Consider the following 20,809-nt stretch of genomic DNA (forward strand, 5'->3'; position numbering starts at 1 on the left):
CCGCACGACCGTCGGACCAACCGACCGAGCGAAGGAGCTCAAGTCCCGTGAAGCTCGAGCTGCGCGGCATCACCAAGGTCTTCGGACCGCTCGTCGCCAACGATTCCGTCGACCTCGTCGTCCAGCCCGGCGAGATCCACGCCCTCCTGGGCGAGAACGGCGCCGGCAAGTCGACGCTCATGAACGTCCTGTACGGCCTCTACCGGCCCGACGGCGGGCAGATCCTCATCGACGACGAGCCCGTCGAGCTCGACGGCCCGGGCGACGCCGTCGCCGCCGGTATCGGGATGGTCCACCAGCACTTCATGCTCGTCCCCGTGTTCACGGTGGCCGAGTCGGTCATCCTCGGCCAGGAGACGACCGGCCCGTCCGGCCTGATCAAGAAGCGCGACGCCGCCGCGTCGGTCCGCGAGATCTCCGCCAGGTTCGGTTTCGACCTCGACCCGGACGCGCGCATCGGCGACCTCCCGGTCGGCACCCAGCAGCGCGTCGAGATCGTCAAGGCGCTGTCCCGCAAGGCCTCGGTCCTCATCCTCGACGAGCCCACCGCCGTGCTCACGCCGCAGGAGACCGACGAGCTCATCGAGATCATGCGGGAGCTCAAGGCCTCCGGCACCTCGATCGTCTTCATCACCCACAAGCTGCGCGAGGTCCGTGCGGTCGCCGACACGATCACCGTGCTCCACCGCGGCAAGGTCGTCGACACCGTCGACCCGAGCACTCCCGAGGCCGAGCTCGCCTCGCTCATGGTCGGCCGGCCGGTCGAGATGCAGGTCGCCAAGGAACCGGCCAGCCCGGGCGAGGAGGGGTTCGCCGTCGAGAACGTCACGGTGCTCGACGACCGCAACCGGGTCGTCCTCGACGACGTGTCCCTCGACGTGCGCACCGGCGAGATCCTCGTCGTCGCGGGAGTGCAGGGCAACGGCCAGACCGAGCTGACCGAGATGATCCTCGGGCTGACCAGGCCCGTCCGCGGCCGGCTGACCCTCGGCGGGAAGGACGTCACCAGGCAGCGCGTCAAGCAGCGCCTGCACAGCGGCCTCGGGTTCGTCCCCGAGGACCGCTCGCAGGACGGCATCATCTCCTCGTTCACCATCGCCGAGAACTTCATCCTCGATCTCTACGACACCAGGCCGTACGCGTCCGGACCCTCGATGAAGCCCCGCGAGATCGCCCGGAACGCGCAGGAGCGCACGGAGGAGTTCGACGTGCGGCTGACGTCGGTCGACGACCCGATCTCCACCCTGTCGGGCGGCAACCAGCAGAAGGTCGTCATGGCACGGGAGATGTCGAAGTCCCTGCGCCTCTTCGTCGCCTCGCAGCCCACGCGCGGGGTCGACGTCGGATCGATCGAGTTCATGCACCAGCGGATCGTCGCCGAGCGCGACGCCGGCACGCCCGTCCTCATCGTCTCCACCGAGCTCGACGAGGTCGTCGCCCTCGCCGACCGCATCGCGGTCATGTATCGCGGCCGAGTGGTGGGCGTCGTGCCGGGCGACACCGATCGCGACACGCTCGGCCTGATGATGGCGGGCGTGCCCGCCGACGAGGCGGCCGCGCAGGCTGCCACGCACCACACGACACTCGGTGCCGCGGACCAGGAGGAGGCCTCGTGAGCGAGTCGAACGACGCCGCGGGACGCACGCCCGGCGACCCGCCCGCGCCCACCGCCCCGGTGCCCGACCCCGGCGAGCCGGAAGCCACCACGGCCGGACGGCGCCGTGACTGGCCGGGCACGGTGCGTGACATCTCGACCAAGGGCTGGCTCGTCACGCTGCTGGCCATCGTCGTCGCCCTGGTCGTGGGCTCGCTGCTCGTCATCGTGTCCTCGCCGCGGGTGGCCGAGACGTCGACCTACTTCTTCGCGCGGCCGTGGGACACGATCTACGCGTCGATCGACGCGGTCTACGGCGCCTACCAGGCCATGTTCCGCGGATCCATCTGGGACTTCCGGGCCGACACGCTCACCGGCGCCCTGCAACCCCTGTCCAACACCCTCGTCAACGCGGTGCCGCTGATCCTGGCCGGGCTCGGCCTCGCCATCGGCTTCCGGGCTGGCCTGTTCAACATCGGCGGCCAGGGGCAGATCATCCTCGGCGCCATCGTGGCGACCTACATCGGGTTCAGCTGGGAGCTGCCCTTCCTCGTGCACCTGCTGATCGCGGTCCTCGGCGGCGCACTCGGCGGAGCGGCCTGGGCATCGATCGCCGGCCTCCTCAAGGCAAGGACCGGGGCGAACGAGGTGATCGTGACGATCATGCTCAACTCGATCGCCGGGTTCCTCATCCTCTACGTCCTCAAGACCACGGTCTTCGGCGGCGAGCGGCCCAACGGCCAGACCTCCTTCCGGGTCGACCCCGACGCCACCTACCCGCTGCTCCTCGGGGCCGACTTCCGCCTCCACGCCGGATTCCTCCTGGCGATCCTCGCCGCGATGTTCACCTGGTGGTTCCTCGAGCGGTCCACCTGGGGCTTCGAGCTGCGTGCCGTCGGGGCGAACCCGGAGGCCGCGCGCACGGCCGGGATCTCCGTCCCCAAGGCCATCTTCGTCGCGATGGCCGTCTCCGGCGCTCTGTGCGGGCTGGCCGGTACCGCGCCCGTGCTCGGCACCGAGCAGTACCTCTCCCTCGGGGTCGCCGGCACGTACGGGTTCGACGCGATCACGGTCGCCCTGCTGGGCCGGTCGCGCCCGTGGGGGACCTTCTTCGCCGGCCTCCTGTTCGGCGCGCTCAGGTCCGGCGGCACGCTGATGTCGACGACCAACACGACGCCGCTGGAGGGAGCGCCCGCCTCCATGCCGATCGAGTTCATCCTCGTCCTGCAGTCCGTCATCGTGCTCTTCATCGCCGCCCCGCCGCTCGTGCGCTGGATCTTCCGGCTGCCCGACCCCGCGCGGCGGAAGAAGCCGGCCGCGGCCTCGGCCCAGCGGTCGAGCACGACCGAGGGCGACGACCTCGCCCCGGCCGGCGCCGTCGGCACGGGACGTGGCACCGGTACCGGCGGCGCCACCACCGGCTCGAGCACCACCACGAGCACGAGCACGAACACGAGCACCCGGGAGGACTCATGAGCGCCGCCGTCGCCGATCCGCTCGCCACGCCCGGCGCCGGCCCGGTCCAGCAGCAGGTCCGTACCGAGCTCGCCGCGCGGAGCTGGCGCTGGCCGATCATCCACGCACTCCTCGCCCTGATCGTGCTCGGCTGGTTCCTGCCCCGCACACCGGAGGGAGCCACGACCTTCCAGTTCTCGCTGCGCAGCGACATCGTGCAGGTCCCCAACGCCGAGCTCCCGGGATTCACCACCGTCCTGATCCTGGGCCTGCTCGTCGTCGCGATCCTCGGCGCCGTCACGTTCCTCGCCTGGTCGCGCAGGCACATCACGGTGTGGCTGCACGTGGTCAGCGTCATCGCGCTCGTCGTCGCCTTCCTCACCTGGGTGGGGGCCGGACGGCCGACGATCATCCCGGTCACGTCGCTCATCGCGGGCGGGCTGGCCCTGTCGGTGCCGCTCGTGTTCGGCGCGATGTCGGGCATCCTGTGCGAACGGTCCGGAATCATCAACATCGCGATCGAGGGGCAGCTGCTGTTCGGTGCCTTCCTCGCGGCGATCGTCGCGTCCATGACGGCCTCGGCCTACGTCGGGATGCTCGCGGCACCGGTCGCCGGCGCGCTCGTCGGCGGCCTGCTCGCGCTGTTCACGGTGAAGTACCACGTCGACCAGATCATCGTCGGCGTCGTGCTCAACGTGCTCGTCCTCGGCCTGACGGGCTTCCTCTTCTCGACCGTGCTCTCGGGCGACGGTGCCGACCTCAACCAGCGGCTCCGACTGCCGGACCTCCCGATCCCGTTGCTGTCGGACCTGCCGATCGTCGGCCCGGTGCTGTTCAACCAGTCGATCCTCGTCTACCTCATGTTCGCCGGCGTCGTCCTGCTGCAGATCTACCTCTTCCGCTCCCGCTGGGGCCTGCGGCTCCGGTCGGTGGGCGAGCACCCCAAGGCGGCGGACACGGTCGGCATCGACGTCGTCCGCACCCGCGTGCGCTCGGTGGTCCTCGGCGGCGCCGTCGCCGGGCTGGGCGGGGCGTTCCTCACCGTGGGCTCCGGCCTCGCGTTCGGCAAGGACATGTCCGCCGGACAGGGGTACATCGCGCTGGCGGCCATGATCCTCGGCAGGTGGAACCCGGTGGGCGCGGTGGCGGCCGCCCTGCTGTTCGGGTTCGCGCGCAACGTCGGCAACGTCCTGTCGTCGATCAACTCGCCCGTACCGTCGGAGATCCTGCTCATGCTCCCCTACGCCGTGACGATCGTCGCCGTCGCGGGGCTCGTCGGACGGTCGCGAGCGCCCGCGTCGATCAACACCCCCTACATCAAGGACTGACGCCCCGCCCGACGACGAAGGAGGAGACCGATGTCCCGTCCCCATCCGAACGGCTCGGGTACGGCCGGCCCGGACACGGGCGGTGCGGACGCGGGCGACGCGGACGTGCTCGGCGCGGACGCGCCCGGTCCGGACGTGTGGCAGCGCCTGACGGCGCTCGCCCGCTCCGCGTGCTCGATGGCGTACGTCCCCTACTCGCGGTTCCCGGTCGGCGCGGCCGCGCTCGTCGACGACGGCCGGTACGTCTCGGGCTGCAACGTGGAGAACGCCGGGTACGGGGTCACCCTCTGCGCCGAGTGCGGCCTGGTCTCCGACCTCGTGCTCGGCGGGGGCGGCCGCCTGGTGGCGTTCGCCTGCGTCGGTGCCGACGGAGAGCCGCTCACCCCCTGCGGGCGGTGCCGCCAGCTCCTCGCGGAGCACGCCGCGCCGGGGATGGTCCTGGCCGTCCCGGGCGGGAGAGCCACCATCGAGGAGATGCTGCCCGGCGCGTTCGGCAGCGAGGACATCGACCGGATCGCGGCCTGGCGGGCCGACCGAGCACCTGAGGAGCCCACGTGACCGAGAGCCACGACGCCGTCGACGTCATCCGCACCAAGCGCGACGGCGCACGCCTGAGCGAGGACCAGATCGACTGGGTGGTCGACGCCTACACGCGCGGCGTCGTCGCCGACGAGCAGATGGCGGCCCTCGCCATGGCCGTCTACCTGCGCGGCATGGACGCCGCCGAGACGGCCCGGTGGACGGCCGCGATGATCGCGTCGGGGGAGCGCATGGACTTCTCCTCCCTCGGACGCCCGACGGCGGACAAGCACTCCACCGGGGGCGTCGGCGACAAGATCACCCTCCCGCTCGCGCCGCTCGTTGCCGTCTTCGGCGTGGCCGTCCCGCAGCTCTCCGGCCGTGGCCTCGGGCACACCGGTGGCACCCTCGACAAGCTCGAGTCGATCCCCGGCTGGCGCGCGGCCCTGACGAACGACGAGATCATGGGGATGCTCGACGGGGTCGGCGCGGTCATCTGCGCCGCCGGAACCGGCCTGGCCCCCGCCGACAAGAAGCTCTACGCGCTGCGCGACACGACCGGCACGGTGGAGGCGATCCCGCTCATCGCCAGCTCGATCATGAGCAAGAAGATCGCCGAGGGGACCGACTCGCTCGTCCTCGACGTCAAGGTCGGTTCCGGCGCGTTCATGAAGGACCAGGACCGCGCCCGCGAGCTCGCCACCACGATGGTCGAGCTCGGCGAGCGCGCCGGCGTCGCCACGACCGCCCTGCTCACGGACATGAGCGTCCCGCTGGGTCGCACCGTCGGCAACGCCCTCGAGGTCCGCGAGTCCGTCGAGGTCCTGTCCGGCGGGGGACCGGCCGACGTCCGCGAGCTCACCCTCGCGCTCGCCCGCGAGATGCTCGACGCCGCCGGCAAGGCCGACGCCGACCCCGCCGCCGCGCTCGACGACGGCCGCGCGATGGACGTGTGGCGGCGGATGATCGCCGGCCAGGACGGGGACCCGGACGCCGCGCTCCCGACGGCGCGCCACACCCAGGACGTCGTCGCCGAGCGCGCGGGGGTGCTCACGCGGCTCGACGCCTACGGCGTCGGGGTGGCCGCCTGGCGGCTCGGGGCCGGCCGGGCCCGGCAGGGCGACGCGGTGCAGTCCGGCGCGGGCGTGGAGATCCTCGTGCGACCCGGCGAGCCGGTCGCCGCCGGGCAGCCGATCCTCACGCTGCACACCGACGACGAGCCGCGGGTGGCCCGGGCCCTCGAGGCGCTCGACGGGGCCCTCGAGGTCGGCGACGCAGCCCCACCGGTCGGCGAGGTCGTGCTCGCGCGGATCTCGGGGTGACCCTGGCGCCGGACGCCACCGCGGGGCACGCTGGGCGCATGACGACGCCGGCGCCCCGCCCGTGGGCACACGTCACCCTGTCCACGCTGCTCGACCCGTTCGCCCGCCCCGTGCGCACGACGCCCCTGGCCAGGCGGCTGTCCGCGCTGGTCCTGCCGGCGCGCGCGGCGGGGCTCACCGAGGACACCACGCGTGCCGCGAGCGTCGGCGACGCGCGGCTGCTCGCCGGGGTCCGCGCGGAGATCGGCGGCGCGCACGCCGTCCAGCGGGACCGGACCACGTGCGGGTCGGCCACCCTCGTCGTCCTCGCCGCGCTCGGGGACCCGGCGCTGGAGCGCTGGATCGCGGACGGCACCCGGCCGGCCGGTGCGCGGCCCGAGATCCCGGACGACGCCGAGACCGCGGCCCTGGCCGGCGACGGCCTCACGCTGAACTCGCCGGAGCGTCGGTTCGACGCCGCCCAGCGGATCGTCAAGCGGAGGACCTCCCGGCGGGCGCTCGCGATCGCCGACTGGCCCGACCGGCTGGGCACGCCGCCCTGGGCGGCGGCCCGCGTGGCCCGGTTCCCCGGTGTGCGCTACCGGTGGACCCCGGTCGACGACCGCTCCGAGCGCGGGGCGCAGGTCCTCGCCGCCGTCCACTCCGCGACGCTGGCGGGCGTGCCCGTCCCCCTGTACACCTCGGGCGACCTCGGCGGCGGCCTCGGCGTCGCGGTGCCCCGGCACGTGGTGCTCGCCCTGCCTGCCGTCGACCGCGGGAGCGGACGCGGCGTCGACGACTCGGGCGCGCCGGTGCTGACGATCTACGAGCCCTCGCGCGGGCTCGACCACCAGGTGCCCGTGGCGGACCTGCTCGCCCGGTCCGTCCCGCTCAAGGCACTCGGTTCCTGGTCGCACGTCGCCTGGGCGCTGCTTCCCGTGCCCGCCACGCGCTGAGGGAGGATCAGGTCCCCCTCGGGCGTGCGGGCGGAGGGACGATCAGATCCCGATCGCGGCGGCGACGTCCTCGCGCAGCGCGGCCATCCGGAGGTCGGCCGCCTCACGGGCGGCCGCCAGGCCGGCCTGGCCGACCCCGACGACGACCTCGAGGTAGCACTTGAGCTTCGGCTCGGTGCCGGAGGGACGTACGACGACCCGGTCGCCGACCTCCGTCTCCCACACCACGCCGTCGGTCGGCGGCAGGTCCCGGGACCCGTGAACGAGGTCGAGCGAGACGACGACGGGGGAGCCGGCCAGGTCCGTCGGCGGCTGCTCGCGGACCTGTGTCATCGCCCGGGAGATGAGGGACAGGTCGGTGACCCGCACCGTGAGCGGGGCGGTGACGTGCACACCGTGCTCCAGCGCGAGGTCGTCGAGCAGGTCCTGCAGCGTGCGACCCTCCCGCCGCGCGGTGCCGGCCAGCGCGGCGAGCCGGACCGCGGCGGAGATCCCGTCCTTGTCCTTCACGCCCTCGGGGTCGACGCAGTAGCCGATCGCCTCCTCGTAGCCGAACACGATCCGCGGCGCGCGCGCGATCCACTTGAAGCCGGTGAGGGTGACCGCATGGTCGAGCCCGTGCGCGGCAGCGACCTTGCCGAGCAGCCGCGAGGAGACCACCGAGCTCGCGAGGACCGGCCGCTGCCCGGCGGCCGCCGGAGAGTGCCCGTCGCGGGCGTCCGACGCCGCTCGCGCGGCCTGTGTGCCGAGGAGCGCGCCGATCTCGTCGCCCGTGAGCTGGCGCCAGCCGCCCGCGGCGTGCGGCGCGGGGACGGCGGCCGAGCAGCGGTCGGCGTCGGGGTCGTTGGCGATGACGAGGTCGGCCCCGACGCGGCGGGCCGCGGCGAGCGCGAGGTCGAGGGCGCCCGGCTCCTCGGGGTTGGGGAACGACACGGTGGGGAAGTCGGGGTCCGGGTCCCGCTGCTCGGCGACCTCGCTCAGGTCGCTCGCACCGATGCGCGCCAGCGCCGCCCGCGCCACCTCGGCGCCGACGCCGTGCATGGACGTGTGGACGATCGTCAGCCCCTCGGCGGCGCCGCCGGGAGCGAGCGTGGCGACCCGGTCGAGGTAGGCGTCGACGATCTCCTCGCCGAGCCCCTCGCGCTGCCCGCGGGGCAGCTCGCGCAGGTCGCCTACGGCGGCGATCGCCTCGGCGATCCGTGCGTCCCAGGGCGCGACGATCTGTGCGCCGCGCTCCTCGGCCGGCACGGTGCGGCCACCGAGGTAGACCTTGTACCCGTTGTCGGCCGGCGGGTTGTGGGAGGCCGTCACCATGATCCCGGCGTCCGCGTCCAGGTGCCGCACCGCGAATGCGAGCACCGGGGTCGGCAGGGGACGGGGCAGGAGGAGCGCCCGACCGCCGGCTCCGGAGACGATCTCCGCCGCGTCGCGAGCGAACTCGTGCGAGCCGTGCCGTGCGTCGTGGCCGACGACCACGACCGGGCCGTCGCCGACGTGCTCGCGCAGGACGGCCACGAGTCCCGCAGTCGCCCGCGTCACGGTGGCGCGGTTCATGCGGCTCTCGCCGGCGCCGATCTCGCCCCGGAGCCCGGCGGTGCCGAACTCGAGGGGTCCGTCGAACCGGCTCGCGAGGTCCGTCGCCGCGTCGCGGTCGGTCCCCGCGAGCGCGATGAGCCCGGTGAGCTCGGCCCGGGTGTCCGGGTCCGGGTCCTGGTCGGCCCAGTCGCGGGCCCGGCCCATGACGTCCGGCCCCACGACGATCGGTGCGGTCTCGCTGTCCTGCGCATCGGTCATCCCCCGAACCTACTGCGCGCCGGGGCGGGCCCGCGACGCGGCGGGCCCGGTCTCCCGGTCTCCCGGCCGCCCGTGCGGCGCGGGCGGACCGGCGGGCAGGCGACCCGGCATGCGGACGACCCGGCCCCCCGTGCGGCGCTCCGGCTACGCGGACTCTGGGAGCATGGGCGCCGTGAGCCAGACGACCAGCGCACCGCCGACCGCAGGGGCCGCCCCCGCACCGACCACCGGCCCGAGCACCACGCCGCACGCCGGCACCGAACGTCCGGGCCCCTCGGAGGTCCGAGGCGGGTCCCGCGTCGTCATCCTCGGGGGCGGGCCGGGCGGCTACGAGGGGGCGCTGGTCGCGGCCCAGCTCGGTGCCCGCGTCACGCTGATCGAGCGCCACGGCCCGGGCGGGTCCGCCGTGCTGACCGACGTCGTGCCGTCGAAGACCCTCATCGCCACCGCCGAGTGGCTCACCGTCACGGACTCCGCCCACGAGCTCGGCATCCGCTCCGACGAGGTGCCCGAGAGCGGCATCGGTGACCTGTACGCCGATCTGGGGGTCGTCAACGCGCGGGTGCGCGAGCTCGCCGCCCGCCAGTCGGACGACATCCGCGGCCGGCTCGTACGCGAGGGCGTCGAGATCGTCGACGGCACCGGGGCCCTCGGCGGCGTCCTGTCCGCCGGCGGCACGCGTCGCGTCACCGCGACCCTGGCCGACGGCACCGTCCGCGAGCTCGAGGCCGAGATGGTCCTCGTCGCCACCGGCGCGACCCCACGGGTCCTGCCGACCGCCGAGCCGGACGGCGAGCGGATCCTCACCTGGGCGCAGATGTACGCGCTCGACGAGCTGCCCGAGCACCTGGTCGTCGTCGGCTCCGGCGTCACCGGCGCGGAGTTCGCGAGCGCCTACAACTCGCTCGGCGCCCGGGTCACGCTCGTCTCCTCCCGCCACCGGGTGCTGCCCGGTGAGGACGCCGACGCGGCCGGGCTCATCGAGGACGTGTTCCGGCGACGCGGGATGACCGTCCTGTCCCGCTCGAGGGCCGCGGCCGTGCGCCGGGTCGGGGACGGCGTCGAGGTCGAGCTCACCGACGGCCGGGTGGTCGAGGGCTCGCACTGCCTCGTCGCCGTCGGCGGGGTCCCCGCGACGGACGGGATCGGGCTCGAGGAGGCCGGTGTCGAGCGGACCGGTTCCGGGCACGTCGTCGTCGACCGGGTCTCGCGCACCCGCGCGTTCCGCGTCTACGCGGCCGGCGACTGCACCGGCGTGCTCCCGCTGGCCTCCGTGGCCGCCATGCAGGGCCGGATTGCCATGTGGCACGCCCTCGGCGACGCCGTCCAGCCGCTGGACCTGTCCATCGTGTCCGCCAACATCTTCACGGCGCCCGAGATCGCGACGATCGGCGCGACGGCCGAGGACTGCGCCTCGGGAAGCGTCGACGGGGCGATCTCGATGCTGCCGCTGGCCCGCAACCCGCGGGCGAAGATGCTCGGCATCGCCGACGGGTTCGTCAAGATGATCTCCGACCGGGCCACGGGCACGGTGCTCGGCGGCGTCGTCGTCGCCCCCCGCGCCAGCGAGCTCATCCTGCCGATCACGCTCGCGGTCACCCACCGGCTCACGGTGGACCAGGTCGCCAACGCGTTCACGATCTACCCCTCGCTGTCCGGGTCGATCACGGAGGCGGCGCGCACCCTCCACGTCGCCGGGTCCGAGTCATGACGCCGCGACGGTGGCTCGCGGCGGCGGTCTGCGTGGCGGGCCTGGCTGCCTGCTCGCCCACGCCCTCCGGCCCGACCGACGCGCCGTCCGGGTCGTCGGACGCGCCGTCCGGGAACGACGAGCGGGCCGAGGCGGAGGAGCTGCTGCGGTCGGAGGGCTATCTCGCGGACGACGGCTCGGTCGAGTTCGGGCCGGCCGGGCCCGGGACCGACGAGGTCGACGTGCACGAGGCCCTGTGCACCTACGTCTTCGGCGCCGAGGGCGAGGTCGCCGAGCGGGCGGGCCTCGACGAGGCGGTTCTCGCCGACGGCAGCGGCTACCGGATGCTGGGTGCCAACGGTTCGGGGGTCGAGTGCGCCTGGGGCGCGCCCGAGGCTCCCGTGCTCGTGCTGGCGTCCTGGGGGAGCAGCGACCGGTTCGACGACGACGAGGACGCGCTCGAGGTGCTCGTCGAGCTCCCCGACGGCGTCGGGGTCGCCCACTACGACCCGGACTCCGACGTGGAGCGTCTCCCGGCCGACGAGCTCGAGGAGTGGTTGACGGAGGCGCCCGCGGTCACGCAGTCGGTGTGACCCGCGGGGGAGACTCCGCGCGGGTGCGCCGGCGGTCCGGCTACCCTGGCTCGGTGAGCGACCCCGCCAGTACCGGCCTGCCCCCCACGAACGCCACGCAGCTTCCCGACCTCGCGAGCAGCGACGTCGTCGACCTGTTCCGGGCGGTGTGCGACGTCCCGTCCGTCTCGGGGGCCGAGGCGCCGCTCGCGGACGCGATCGAGAGCGCCCTGCGCGCCCAGCCGCACCTCGAGGTCCTGCGCGACGGCGACACGGTCGTCGCACGGACGCACCTCGGCCGTGCCTCCCGGATCGTCGTCGCCGGCCACATCGACACGGTCCCGCTCGCGGACAACCTGCCCACCGAGCTCGTCGAGGAGGACGGCGCCCAGGTGCTGGTCGGGCGCGGCACCGTCGACATGAAGGGCGGGGTCACGGTGGCGCTCTGGCTGGCGGCCCGCCTGACCGGGCCGCAGCACGACGTCACCTGGGTCTTCTACGACAACGAGGAGGTCGACGCCGACCGCAACGGCCTCGGGCGCGTCGTGCGGGAGCACCCGGAGTGGGTCGCGGGGGACGTCGCGGTCCTCGGGGAGCCCACGGCCGGCGGCGTCGAGGGCGGCTGCAACGGCACGCTCCGCGTCGACGTCACCACCCGGGGCGTCACCGCGCACTCCGCGCGGGCCTGGCGCGGCCACAACGCCGTGCACGCGGCCGGGGAGGTCCTCGAGCGCCTCGCGGACTACGAGCCGGCGGAGGTCGCCGTCGACGGCCTGGTCTACCGTGAGGGCCTCAACGCCGTCGGCATCACCGGCGGGATCGCGACCAACATGATCCCCGACGCCTGCACGGTGAGCGTCAACTACCGCTTCGCGCCGTCGCGATCGGTCGACGAGGCGGTCGAGCACGTGCGCGCCGTGCTCGCCGGCATCGACGCCGAGGTCGTCGTCACCGACGCGGCCGGCGGGGCCCGGCCCGGGCTCGACGACCCCGTGCTGGCCGCCGCCGTGGCCGAGCTGACCGGCGCGACCGGCGGCAGCGTCGGACCGAAGTACGGCTGGACCGACGTCGCCCGGTTCGCCGAGCTCGGCATCCCCGCGCTCAACTTCGGTCCCGGCGACCCGATGCTGGCCCACGCCGACGACGAGCGGTGCCCGACGGACCAGGTGCGCGACTGCGCCCGGGCGCTCGGCGCGTGGCTCGCCCCCGACCTCGATCTCGCCGCCGCGGGGCGGGGAGCCTGACCCGTGGCGGGGGTGCGCACCGTCCCTGGTCGGTGCGCCACACTGGTGCCATGAGCGCCGAACGAGGGCCACAGCGTCGGACCGACGACACGTACCGGAAGGGGCCAGTACTCCTGCGCCGCCAGCAGATCCCCGACCAGACGACCGACGCGCGCCTCCTCGCGCCCGACCAGGACGCCTCCTTCGTCCACCAGGACCCGTGGCGGGTCATGCGCATCCAGTCCGAGTTCGTCGAGGGCTTCGGGGCGCTCGCCGACCTGGGCCCGGCGATCTCCGTGTTCGGCTCCGCACGGCTGGGCGAGGAGTCGCCCGAGTACGAGATCGCGCGCGAGGTCGGCCGGCTGCTCGCCGGCGAGGGCTTCGCGACGATCACCGGCGGCGGCCCCGGCATCATGGCGGCCGCCAACCGCGGCGCGGTCGAGGGGGGCGGGCTCAGCGTCGGGCTGGGCATCGAGCTGCCGCACGAGCAGGGCATGAACGAGTACGTCGACCTCGGCGTCAACTTCCGCTACTTCTTCGCCCGCAAGACGATGTTCCTCAAGTACAGCCAGGGCTTCGTCGTCCTGCCGGGCGGGTTCGGCACGATGGACGAGCTCTTCGAGGCGCTCACGCTCGTGCAGACGCAGAAGGTGACGAGCTTCCCGATCGTCCTGGTCGGCACCGCGTTCTGGTCCGGCCTCGTCGACTGGCTCACCGACACCATGCTCGAGCGGGGCACCATCTCGGAGTACGACGTCGAGCTCGTGCCGGTCGTGGACACCGCCGAGGAGGCCGTCGACGCCGTCCTGTCCCGGGTGCACCGGCTCGCCGACGAGAAGCGGGCCCAGCAGGCCGCCGAGGAGGAGGGCGCCGGTCGGCCCGAGTAGCCGGCGATCCGGGACACTGGTCCGACGGTCCCGAGGTCGGACCACCCATGACCACCCGAGGGCGAGGAGCAGCGCGGATGACGACCAGGACCGAGGAGGACCTGCTGGGCGCGGTCGAGGTGCCCGCGGACGCGTACTACGGGATCCACACGCAACGGGCGATCGACAACTTCCGGATCAGCTCGTCGAGGATCAGCGACTTTCCCGCGATGGTGCGGGCGATGGTGCAGGTCAAGAAGGCGTCCGCGCTCGCCAACGGCGAGCTGCGCACGATCGAGCCGCGGATCGCGCGGGCGATCGCGGCGGGCTGCGACGAGATCCTCGTCGGCGGACGGTGCCTGGACCAGTTCCCGATCGACGTCTTCCAGGGCGGCGCCGGCACGTCGGTCAACATGAACACCAACGAGGTCGTCGCCAACCTCGCCCTCGAGACGCTCGGGCTGCCGAAGGGCCGGTACGACGTCGTCAACCCCAACGACCACGTCAACAAGAGCCAGTCCACGAACGACGCCTACCCCACGGGCTTCCGCCTCGCCGTGTACTCGGTGGTGCACGAGCTGCGGGCGGAGATCGCCCGCCTCGCGGACGCGTTCGGGGCCAAGGGGGAGGAGTTCGCGGACGTCCTGAAGATGGGGCGCACCCAGCTCCAGGACGCCGTGCCGATGACCCTGGGCCAGGAGTTCACCGCCTTCGCCGTGCTGCTGCACGAGGAGGTCCGCCACCTGTCCCGGCTCGCCGAGCTGCTCCTCGAGGTCAACCTCGGGGCCACCGCGATCGGCACGCGGCTCAACACCCCGACCGGCTACTCCGAGCTCGCCGTCGCCAAGCTCGCCGAGGTCTCCGGGCTGCCCGTCGAGCCCGCGGAGAACCTCATCGAGGCGACGTCGGACACCGGTGCCTACGTCTCCATGCACGCCGGGCTCAAGCGCGTGGCCGTCAAGCTCGGGAAGATCTGCAACGACCTGAGGCTGCTGTCGTCCGGCCCGCGCGCCGGGTTCAACGAGATCAACCTGCCCGAGCTGCAGGCCGGGTCGTCGATCATGCCCGCCAAGGTCAACCCGGTCATGCCCGAGGTCGTCAACCAGGTGTGCTTCAACATCATCGGCAACGACGTCACCGTGACGATGGCGTCAGAGGCCGGCCAGCTCCAGCTCAACGTCATGGAGCCGGTCATCGCCCAGGTGCTCTTCGAGTCCGTCGACCTGCTGCGCAACGCCTCGAAGGGACTTCGCGAGAAGTGCGTCGTGGGGATCACGGCGAACCCCGAGGTCGGTCTCGCGGACGTCCTGGGCTCCATCGGGATCGTCACCTACCTCAATCCCGTCATCGGCCACCACAACGGTGACCTCGTGGGCAAGGAGGCGGCCCGCTCCGGCCGGTCGGTGAAGGAGGTCGTGCTCGAGATGGGCCTGCTGGACGAGGCGCGGGTCGACGAGCTGCTCTCCAGGCGCAACCTCATGCACCCCGAGTACCAGGGCGAGATCTTCCCCGACGAGGACCCGGACACCTACCCGCGCCCCGACGGCTCGACGCCGGACGGCGAGATGGCTGCGCACTGACCGGCGTGGCAGGTCAGCGGGGAGGCCGGACCATACAGCACCCTGCTACCTCCGGCGCGTCTTGACCTAGAATGTACGAGGCCATGGTGCCCGCGCGGTCGGTACGGGGCAGGCCCCCGTCTCGCGGCGGGCCCGATGATGCAGGAGAACGAGAGGTGCGGCAATGGCAGCGATGAAGCCGAGGACCGGGGACGGGCCGCTCGAGGTGACGAAGGAGGGCCGCGGGATCGTCATGCGCGTCCCGCTCGAGGGTGGTGGCCGCCTGGTCGTCGAGCTCAACGCGACCGAGGCCGGCGAGCTGAGCGAGGCGCTCTCCGCCGTCGCCTCCTGACCGACGCACCACCTGCCGACGGCCGGCCGCCCAGCGGCCGGCCGTCGGCGTGAACGGAGGACCGCCGTGCGCACCACCGAGACCACCGGCCCGCAGGTCGACCTTCCGGACGTCCGCCTGCCGGAGCTGAGCGTGACCGACCGTCCGTGGGAGGAGGCGCTCGGCGGCGAACCGGCCCCCGGAGCGGTCGTCCTCCTCCTCGGGACCGACGGCCCCGGCCCGCGGGCCCGCGCCGTCGGCGAGCGCTACGGCGTCGACGTCGACGCGGAGTCCGAGGCCGGGGGCGGTGGGGCAGCGGGTGCCGTGCGCACGGTGCGCCTCCCGCGCGTGCTCGACGGCGTCGACGTCCCCTGGGCCGGCCTGCCCCCCGTGCTGCACCTGGTCCGCGCCGGCGCCGGACGGGCGTCGGACCTGCGCGCCGCCGGGCTGGCCGCCGGCCGCGCGCTCGCCGGCACCACCGCCGCCGTCGTCGTCGCGGAGGACCCGGGCGCGTCCGCGCCGGGCGAGAGCGCCGCGGCGTTCGCGGCCGGCCTGTGGCTCGACGCGTACCGGCTGCCGACCGCTGCGCGCGACGACTCCACGAAGGCCCCGGTCTCCGGCGTCGAGCTGATCGTGCCCGGCGGCCCGAACCCCGACGGCACCGCGCTGGCCCGCGAGGCCGTCACCGCCACCCACCGGGCGCGTGCGCTGACCGCGACCCGGTCGACACTGAAGAACCCCGCGTGGCTCGCGGCCGCCGCGCGCCACCTCGTCGAGGGTCTCGAGCCCGCGGTCCGCGCACGCGTGAGCGTCGACGTCCAGGACGAGCGGGCGCTCGCCGAGCGCGGGGCAGGGGCGATCCTCGCCGTCGGCGCCGGCTCGCCCACACCTCCGCGGCTGGTCACCGTGACCTGGATGCCGTCGGGTCCGGTGCGCTCACGGGTCGCCCTGGTCGGCAAGGGCATCACGTTCGACACCGGCGGCCTGTCGAAGAAGCCGACCGACGGCATGCTGACGATGACCACCGACATGGCGGGCTCGGCCGCCGTGCTGTCCGCCGTCCTCGCGGCGGCGCGTCTCGGCCTCCCGCACGCCGTGACCGCTGTCCTCCCGCTCGCGGAGAACTCCTTCGGCGGCGGCTCCTACCGTCCCGGGGACGTCGTGCGCACCCTGTCGGGGCGCACCGTCGAGGTGGCCAACACCGACGCCGAGGGGCGGCTCGTCCTCGCCGACGGCCTCACCCACGCGATCGAGGTCGCCGACCCGGACGTGATCCTCGACGTCGCGACCCTCACCGGTGCCGCTCGCATCGCGCTCGGCACGTCGACGACGGCGATGGTCGCCACGGACGACGAGCTGGCCGCGGACCTGTCCGCCGCCGGCGAGGCGGCCGGCGAGCGACTCTGGCGCCTGCCGATGCCCGCGGACTCCGAGGCGGCGCTGGACTCCGACCTCGCCGACCTCCGGCAGACGCCGCGCGCCGACGTGCACGCCGTGGGCGGCACGATCTTCGCCGCCCTGTTCCTGCGCCGGTTCACCGAGGGCCGGCGCTGGGCGCACCTGGACATCGCCGGGACCGGGCGCTCGACCGGCGGCACGCGGCTGCCCAAGGGGGCACCCACCGGCGTCGGTGCCGCGCTCATCGTCCGGTGGCTCGCCGAGCTCGGCCGGGACTCGACGCCGGAGGACTGACCGGGCGCCGGTGAGGGGCGGTATCGCGGACGGAGGATCAGATGCGGACGGCGGCCACCACGCCGGTACCCGCGGTGAGCAGCGTCGGCAGGAGCCGCTCGTCCTCCCGCAGGGAGCGGACGAGCTCGCGCGCCGTGACGGTCGTGTCGTCCCGCCGGGCTGGGTCGGCCACGCGGTCCCCGGACAGCGCGCCGGAGACGACGAGGACGCCGCCCGGGCGCAGCAGGCGGATCGACTGCTCGACCGCCTCCGGAGCCTCGGCCGGGTCGCCGTCGACGTGCACGAGGTCGTAGGCGCCGTCCGCGAGGCGCGGCACCACGTCGAGCGCCCGGCCCGAGATGAGGCGCGTGCGGGCCGGACGGACGCCGAGCGCGAGGAAGGACTCGCGGGCCGAGCGCTGGTACTCGCCCTCGACGTCGATCGTGGTGAGGACGCCGTCGGCGGGCATGCCGGACAGCAGCCAGAGGCCGGAGACGCCGGTGCCGGTGCCGATCTCGGCGACCACCCTGGCCTGGACGGTCGCGGCCAGGAGGCGCAGCACCGCACCGGTGCCCGGGGAGACGGGCGTGACGCCGAGCTCCTCGGAGCGTGCCCGGGCCCCGGCGATGACGTCCTCCTCGGGGACGAACTCCTCCGCGTAGGCCCACGACTGCGCCTTGTCGACCGACATTCGATGCTCCCTCCACACGGCACGGCGTGCCCGACTGCCCCCGATCGTATGCGCCGGGCCGCCGCACGCCGGGAGGCGGGCCGCGCACCGGCTGCCGCGGGGGACCGCTCCACCGCGCCCGTGCCACGACCAGCACCGCGCGGCGATACCGTATGCCCGACAGAAGGAGGGTCACATGGCCGACGAGAGACAGTTCCCCGCCGGGCCGGGTGCGCGTGACGACGAGCGGCACCCGGACGGACGCCAGGGTCCTGCGGACCCGACGCAGGGGGGCCCGTACTCGCGGTTCGCCCCGCCCGCAGAGCACGACGACGAGCCGGCCGGCCGGCACGCCCAGTCAGGCCCGCAGGGCGGGCCCGGCGCGCCGGACCAGCGCCCGGCGAACCCGGCCCGACCCATCGGCGCGCCGCGCGAGCGGGCCGAGGCCCGGGGCGAGCCCCAGGGTGACGGACAGTGGATGCCCACGGGGGCGCGGCAACCGATGCCGTCCGCCCGTCCGACGGGCACCGGCCCGCAGTACGTGGGCGCGGGCGGCGAGGCTCCGTCGAGCGGTTCGACGACCGGAGCGACGCGCCCCCTCGACGGCGCGTCGGAGACGACTCCGGGGGCCCCCGCTCCCGTCGGTGGCGCGGGCGCGGCCCGGACCGGCGCCGCACCCGTGGCCGGTGGTCCCCAGGGAGGTCACGGGGCTGCGGGTCCTCGTCCGCAGGGTCCCGGTCCCGGCGGCGCCGACCCGACCGCCCCGAGCCAGGGGGCGGCCGGCGCCGGTGCTGCGGGCCGTTACGGACCGGGCGGCGCCTCCGGTCCGGGCGCTCCCGCTCCCTCGGCCACTTCCGGCGCCGGTGCCCACGGCGCCGCGTCGTCCTCGGCCGCGTCCGGAGGTGGCCCGTCGGGCGGTGGATCCTCCATGGGCGGCCACGACGCCGCGTACCGGCCGGGTCACGGCTTCTCCGCACCCGCCGGGTCATCCGACCACGGCGCCGCCCCCGGCCCGGGCGCAGGGACCGGGCAGGGTTTCGGCGGCGGTTCGGGCACGTTCGGAGCAGGTGGGCCCGGCGCCGGCTCGGGGCCGGGCGGGTTCGGCTCCGGGGGCCACGGCCCGGGCGCCGACCGGAGCGCCGCCGCGGGCGGCGACGGCTCCGGGCCGGGACGCACGCGCCGCACGGGGGTCGCCGTACCGATCGTCGCCCTGCTCACGGTCGTCGCGCTCCTGGCCGGGCTCGTGCTCGGCGCCGTCGGGGGCCGCTGGCTGTTCCCGGAGGGGTCCACCGACGCCGCCGACGAGGAGGGGGAGACCAGCGACTCCGCGGAGTCCGAGAGCGGAGCGGTCGGGGTCGACCGCCCGGACGCCTCGGTCGCGCAGATCTCCGACATCGCGCTCGCCTCGACCGTCTACATCGAGGCCCGCAGCGGCCAGGTCGGCGGCACCGGCACGGGGATGATCTACTCCGAGGACGGCCTCATCGTCACGAACAACCACGTGGTCGAGCCCGGCATCGACGGCCGGCTCACCGTGACCTTCCACGACGGGACCCAGGAGGAGGCCGAGCTCGTCGGCCGCTCGCCGGGGTACGACCTCGCGGTCCTCCAGGTGCCGCGCGAGGACCTCACGCCCCTCGCGCTCGCCGACTCCGACGAGGTCGTCGTCGGTGACCTCGTCATCGCCGTCGGAGCCCCGCTCGGCCTCACCGGCACGGTCACCGCCGGGATCATCTCGGCCCGGAACCGGCCCGTGACCGCCGGGGCGCCGGGCGACGAGAGCTACATCAACGCGCTCCAGACCGACGCGGCGATCAATCCCGGCAACTCGGGCGGGCCGCTGCTCAACTACGACGGCGAGGTCGTCGGCATCAACTCGGTGATCTACGCGACGTCGGGCGAGGGCGGTGGAACTCCCGGCAGCATCGGGCTCGGCTTCGCCATCCCGTCCAACCAGGTGGAGATCACGGTAGGACAGCTCATCGAGGACGGGACCGCCTCCTTCGCCCAGATCGGCATCAGCCTCGACCCCAGCTACTTCGGCGAGGGCGTGCGCGTGGTCGAGGACGAGAACGGCATCGTGCCCGACGGCCCCGGCGACGAGGCCGGGATCGAGCCCGGCGACATCATCACCGCCGTCGACGGCACCCCCGTCACGGAGCCGTCGGAGGTCATCGTGTTCGTCCGGTCGCACCAGGGAGGCGACACCCTCACGCTGACGATCGAGCGCGACGGCAACGAGGAGGAGGTCGAGGTCACCCTCGCGGAGGTCGAGGAGGAGGTGTGATGCCCCCCGCCTAGGATGGGGTGCCATGGGGATCAGCGGGAGCGAGCTCGTCGTCCTGCTGCTCGTGGGCTTCCTCGTCGTCGGACCGGAGAAGCTGCCGGAGCTCTCGCGCCAGCTCGCGCGGGTCGTGCGGCGCGTGGTGGCCGTCGCCCGGGACACCGGGGACAAGGTGCGTGCCGAGCTCGGCGACGACCTGGACGACCTCAAGTCCCTCGACCCGCGACAGTACGATCCGCGCCGGATCGTCGCCGACGCCATGAAGGAGCCGGCGCGCACCGCCCGTCCTGCCACGCCGGCCGAGTACACGGGGGCGTCCTCCGGCGCCTCGGGTGCCGCCGCGGGGTCGGTGGCGTCGGGCCTCGCCGGCACTGCCGGGTACCCGGACGGCGCACCGGAGCGTCCGCGGGCCGACCCGGTCGACCCGACCCGCCCGGCGCCGTTCGACCCGGACGCGACCTGACCGGTCGGTGACGTCCGACCCGGACGCGACCCGACCGTGCGTCGGTCCTGCGGCGGCTCAGCTCTCCGCCGGCGCCTCCACCGACCCGGGGGAGCGCATGACGACCAGCTTGGTGACCATCCGCTGGCACAGCTCGTCGTCCTGGTTGAGGGTGCGGCACTCCACGACGACGATGCCGCGGTCCGGCCGCGAGCGTGAGGGCAGGATCTCCTGGACCGTGCTGACGACCCGGAGCGTGTCGCCCGGCCGCGTGGGGCGCGGCCACTCGAGCTCGGCCCCGGCGCCGATGACGCCGGCGGCCAGCGGCACGCTCTCGACGACGAGGCGCATCGTCACGGAGGCGGTGTGCCACCCGCTCGCGGCCAGGCCACGGAAGAACGACTCGTCCGCGGCCTCGGGGTCGGTGTGGAAGGGCTGCGGGTCGTACCGGCGACCGAACTCCACGATCTCCTCGGCCTCGAGGCGGTAGGTCGCGCTCGTGATCTCGTCGCCGACCGTGAGGTCCTCGAGGTACAGGCCGGTCGCGGTCATGC

General features: G+C 74.3%; 18 protein-coding genes. 15 read left to right on the plus strand and 3 right to left on the minus strand.

Translation table 11 applies throughout. The features are described from left to right. The first annotated feature begins 47 nt into the window (after positions 1–47). From AC24HA_RS06625 to AC24HA_RS06650, 6 genes are all read left to right on the plus strand, one after another. Positions 48–1,616: an ABC transporter ATP-binding protein gene (locus tag AC24HA_RS06625; protein ID WP_425708237.1), complete on the plus strand. Its 1,569-nt coding sequence runs from the start codon at positions 48–50 to the stop codon at positions 1,614–1,616. After that, positions 1,613–3,070 (plus strand): ABC transporter permease, encoded by a 1,458-nt coding sequence (locus AC24HA_RS06630; RefSeq protein ID WP_425708236.1) that lies wholly within the window; start codon positions 1,613–1,615, stop codon positions 3,068–3,070. Before AC24HA_RS06625 ends, AC24HA_RS06630 begins: the two co-directional genes overlap by 4 nt. Continuing rightward, entirely contained in the window at positions 3,067–4,377 is a 1,311-nt protein-coding gene (locus AC24HA_RS06635) for an ABC transporter permease (protein ID WP_425708235.1), read from the plus strand. Before AC24HA_RS06630 ends, AC24HA_RS06635 begins: the two co-directional genes overlap by 4 nt. A gap of 177 nt (positions 4,378–4,554) precedes the next feature. Then, on the plus strand, positions 4,555–4,935 hold the full coding sequence (locus tag AC24HA_RS06640; RefSeq protein ID WP_487563618.1) for a cytidine deaminase: 381 nt from the start codon (positions 4,555–4,557) through the stop codon (positions 4,933–4,935). Further along, a complete protein-coding gene (locus AC24HA_RS06645) occupies positions 4,932–6,218 on the plus strand; it encodes a thymidine phosphorylase (protein ID WP_425708233.1) in 1,287 nt (428 codons plus the stop codon). The genes AC24HA_RS06640 and AC24HA_RS06645 overlap by 4 nt, the downstream gene beginning before the upstream one ends. A 38-nt stretch (positions 6,219–6,256) precedes the next feature. Further along, positions 6,257–7,153, plus strand: coding sequence for a hypothetical protein (locus AC24HA_RS06650; RefSeq protein WP_425708232.1), 897 nt, complete (start codon positions 6,257–6,259; stop codon positions 7,151–7,153). A 42-nt stretch (positions 7,154–7,195) separates the two neighbouring features. On the opposite strand, the gene AC24HA_RS06655 is transcribed toward AC24HA_RS06650, so the two are convergent. After that, positions 7,196–8,893 (minus strand): phospho-sugar mutase, encoded by a 1,698-nt coding sequence (locus tag AC24HA_RS06655; RefSeq protein ID WP_487563619.1) that lies wholly within the window; start codon positions 8,891–8,893, stop codon positions 7,196–7,198. Positions 8,894–9,119: 226 nt separating this feature from the next. Between AC24HA_RS06655 and AC24HA_RS06660 the strand changes: the two genes are divergently transcribed. From AC24HA_RS06660 to AC24HA_RS06690, 7 genes are all read left to right on the plus strand, one after another. Then, complete coding sequence (locus AC24HA_RS06660) at positions 9,120–10,658, plus strand: NAD(P)H-quinone dehydrogenase (protein ID WP_425708230.1); 1,539 nt, start codon at positions 9,120–9,122, stop codon at positions 10,656–10,658. Continuing rightward, on the plus strand, positions 10,655–11,230 hold the full coding sequence (locus AC24HA_RS06665; RefSeq protein WP_425708229.1) for a hypothetical protein: 576 nt from the start codon (positions 10,655–10,657) through the stop codon (positions 11,228–11,230). Before AC24HA_RS06660 ends, AC24HA_RS06665 begins: the two co-directional genes overlap by 4 nt. 53 nt (positions 11,231–11,283) lie before the next feature. Beyond that, positions 11,284–12,453 carry a succinyl-diaminopimelate desuccinylase gene (dapE, locus tag AC24HA_RS06670; RefSeq protein ID WP_425708228.1) on the plus strand — a complete coding sequence of 390 codons (1,170 nt, stop codon included), beginning with the start codon at positions 11,284–11,286 and terminating at the stop codon, positions 12,451–12,453. Positions 12,454–12,503: 50 nt separating this feature from the next. Then, positions 12,504–13,319: an LOG family protein gene (locus AC24HA_RS06675; protein ID WP_425708227.1), complete on the plus strand. Its 816-nt coding sequence runs from the start codon at positions 12,504–12,506 to the stop codon at positions 13,317–13,319. Between the two features lie 77 nt (positions 13,320–13,396). Next, a complete protein-coding gene (aspA, locus tag AC24HA_RS06680) occupies positions 13,397–14,878 on the plus strand; it encodes an aspartate ammonia-lyase (RefSeq protein ID WP_425708226.1) in 1,482 nt (493 codons plus the stop codon). A 163-nt stretch (positions 14,879–15,041) separates the two neighbouring features. After that, positions 15,042–15,209 (plus strand): DUF3117 domain-containing protein, encoded by a 168-nt coding sequence (locus tag AC24HA_RS06685; protein ID WP_425708225.1) that lies wholly within the window; start codon positions 15,042–15,044, stop codon positions 15,207–15,209. 66 nt (positions 15,210–15,275) lie between these two features. Next, positions 15,276–16,880: a leucyl aminopeptidase family protein gene (locus AC24HA_RS06690; RefSeq protein WP_425708224.1), complete on the plus strand. Its 1,605-nt coding sequence runs from the start codon at positions 15,276–15,278 to the stop codon at positions 16,878–16,880. Positions 16,881–16,917: 37 nt separating this feature from the next. Here AC24HA_RS06690 and AC24HA_RS06695 read toward each other — a convergent pair whose 3' ends face one another. Continuing rightward, positions 16,918–17,550 carry an O-methyltransferase gene (locus AC24HA_RS06695; RefSeq protein WP_425708223.1) on the minus strand — a complete coding sequence of 211 codons (633 nt, stop codon included), beginning with the start codon at positions 17,548–17,550 and terminating at the stop codon, positions 16,918–16,920. Positions 17,551–18,457: 907 nt separating this feature from the next. On the opposite strand from AC24HA_RS06695, the gene AC24HA_RS06700 reads away from it, so the two are divergent. Further along, complete coding sequence (locus AC24HA_RS06700) at positions 18,458–19,816, plus strand: S1C family serine protease (RefSeq protein WP_425708222.1); 1,359 nt, start codon at positions 18,458–18,460, stop codon at positions 19,814–19,816. A gap of 25 nt (positions 19,817–19,841) precedes the next feature. After that, positions 19,842–20,276: a twin-arginine translocase TatA/TatE family subunit gene (locus AC24HA_RS06705; RefSeq protein ID WP_425708221.1), complete on the plus strand. Its 435-nt coding sequence runs from the start codon at positions 19,842–19,844 to the stop codon at positions 20,274–20,276. 57 nt (positions 20,277–20,333) lie between these two features. Here the strand turns inward: AC24HA_RS06705 and AC24HA_RS06710 are convergent, their stop codons facing one another. Beyond that, positions 20,334–20,807, minus strand: coding sequence for a MaoC family dehydratase (locus AC24HA_RS06710; protein ID WP_425708220.1), 474 nt, complete (start codon positions 20,805–20,807; stop codon positions 20,334–20,336). Positions 20,808–20,809: the final 2 nt, after the last annotated feature.

This window comes from Georgenia sp. Z1491 (assembly GCF_057652395.1).

Coding starts and splice junctions, on each gene's coding strand:
- AC24HA_RS06655 (WP_487563619.1), bottom strand. CDS start 8,893: ATGGGCCGGGCCCGCGACTGGGCCGACCAGGACCCGGACCCGGACACC.
- aspA (WP_425708226.1), top strand. CDS start 13,397: ATGACGACCAGGACCGAGGAGGACCTGCTGGGCGCGGTCGAGGTGCCC.
- AC24HA_RS06695 (WP_425708223.1), bottom strand. CDS start 17,550: ATGTCGGTCGACAAGGCGCAGTCGTGGGCCTACGCGGAGGAGTTCGTC.
- AC24HA_RS06640 (WP_487563618.1), top strand. CDS start 4,555: ATGGCGTACGTCCCCTACTCGCGGTTCCCGGTCGGCGCGGCCGCGCTC.
- AC24HA_RS06700 (WP_425708222.1), top strand. CDS start 18,458: ATGGGCGGCCACGACGCCGCGTACCGGCCGGGTCACGGCTTCTCCGCA.
- AC24HA_RS06635 (WP_425708235.1), top strand. CDS start 3,067: ATGAGCGCCGCCGTCGCCGATCCGCTCGCCACGCCCGGCGCCGGCCCG.
- AC24HA_RS06705 (WP_425708221.1), top strand. CDS start 19,842: ATGGGGATCAGCGGGAGCGAGCTCGTCGTCCTGCTGCTCGTGGGCTTC.
- AC24HA_RS06665 (WP_425708229.1), top strand. CDS start 10,655: ATGACGCCGCGACGGTGGCTCGCGGCGGCGGTCTGCGTGGCGGGCCTG.
- AC24HA_RS06650 (WP_425708232.1), top strand. CDS start 6,257: ATGACGACGCCGGCGCCCCGCCCGTGGGCACACGTCACCCTGTCCACG.
- AC24HA_RS06675 (WP_425708227.1), top strand. CDS start 12,504: ATGAGCGCCGAACGAGGGCCACAGCGTCGGACCGACGACACGTACCGG.
- AC24HA_RS06710 (WP_425708220.1), bottom strand. CDS start 20,807: ATGACCGCGACCGGCCTGTACCTCGAGGACCTCACGGTCGGCGACGAG.
- AC24HA_RS06685 (WP_425708225.1), top strand. CDS start 15,042: ATGGCAGCGATGAAGCCGAGGACCGGGGACGGGCCGCTCGAGGTGACG.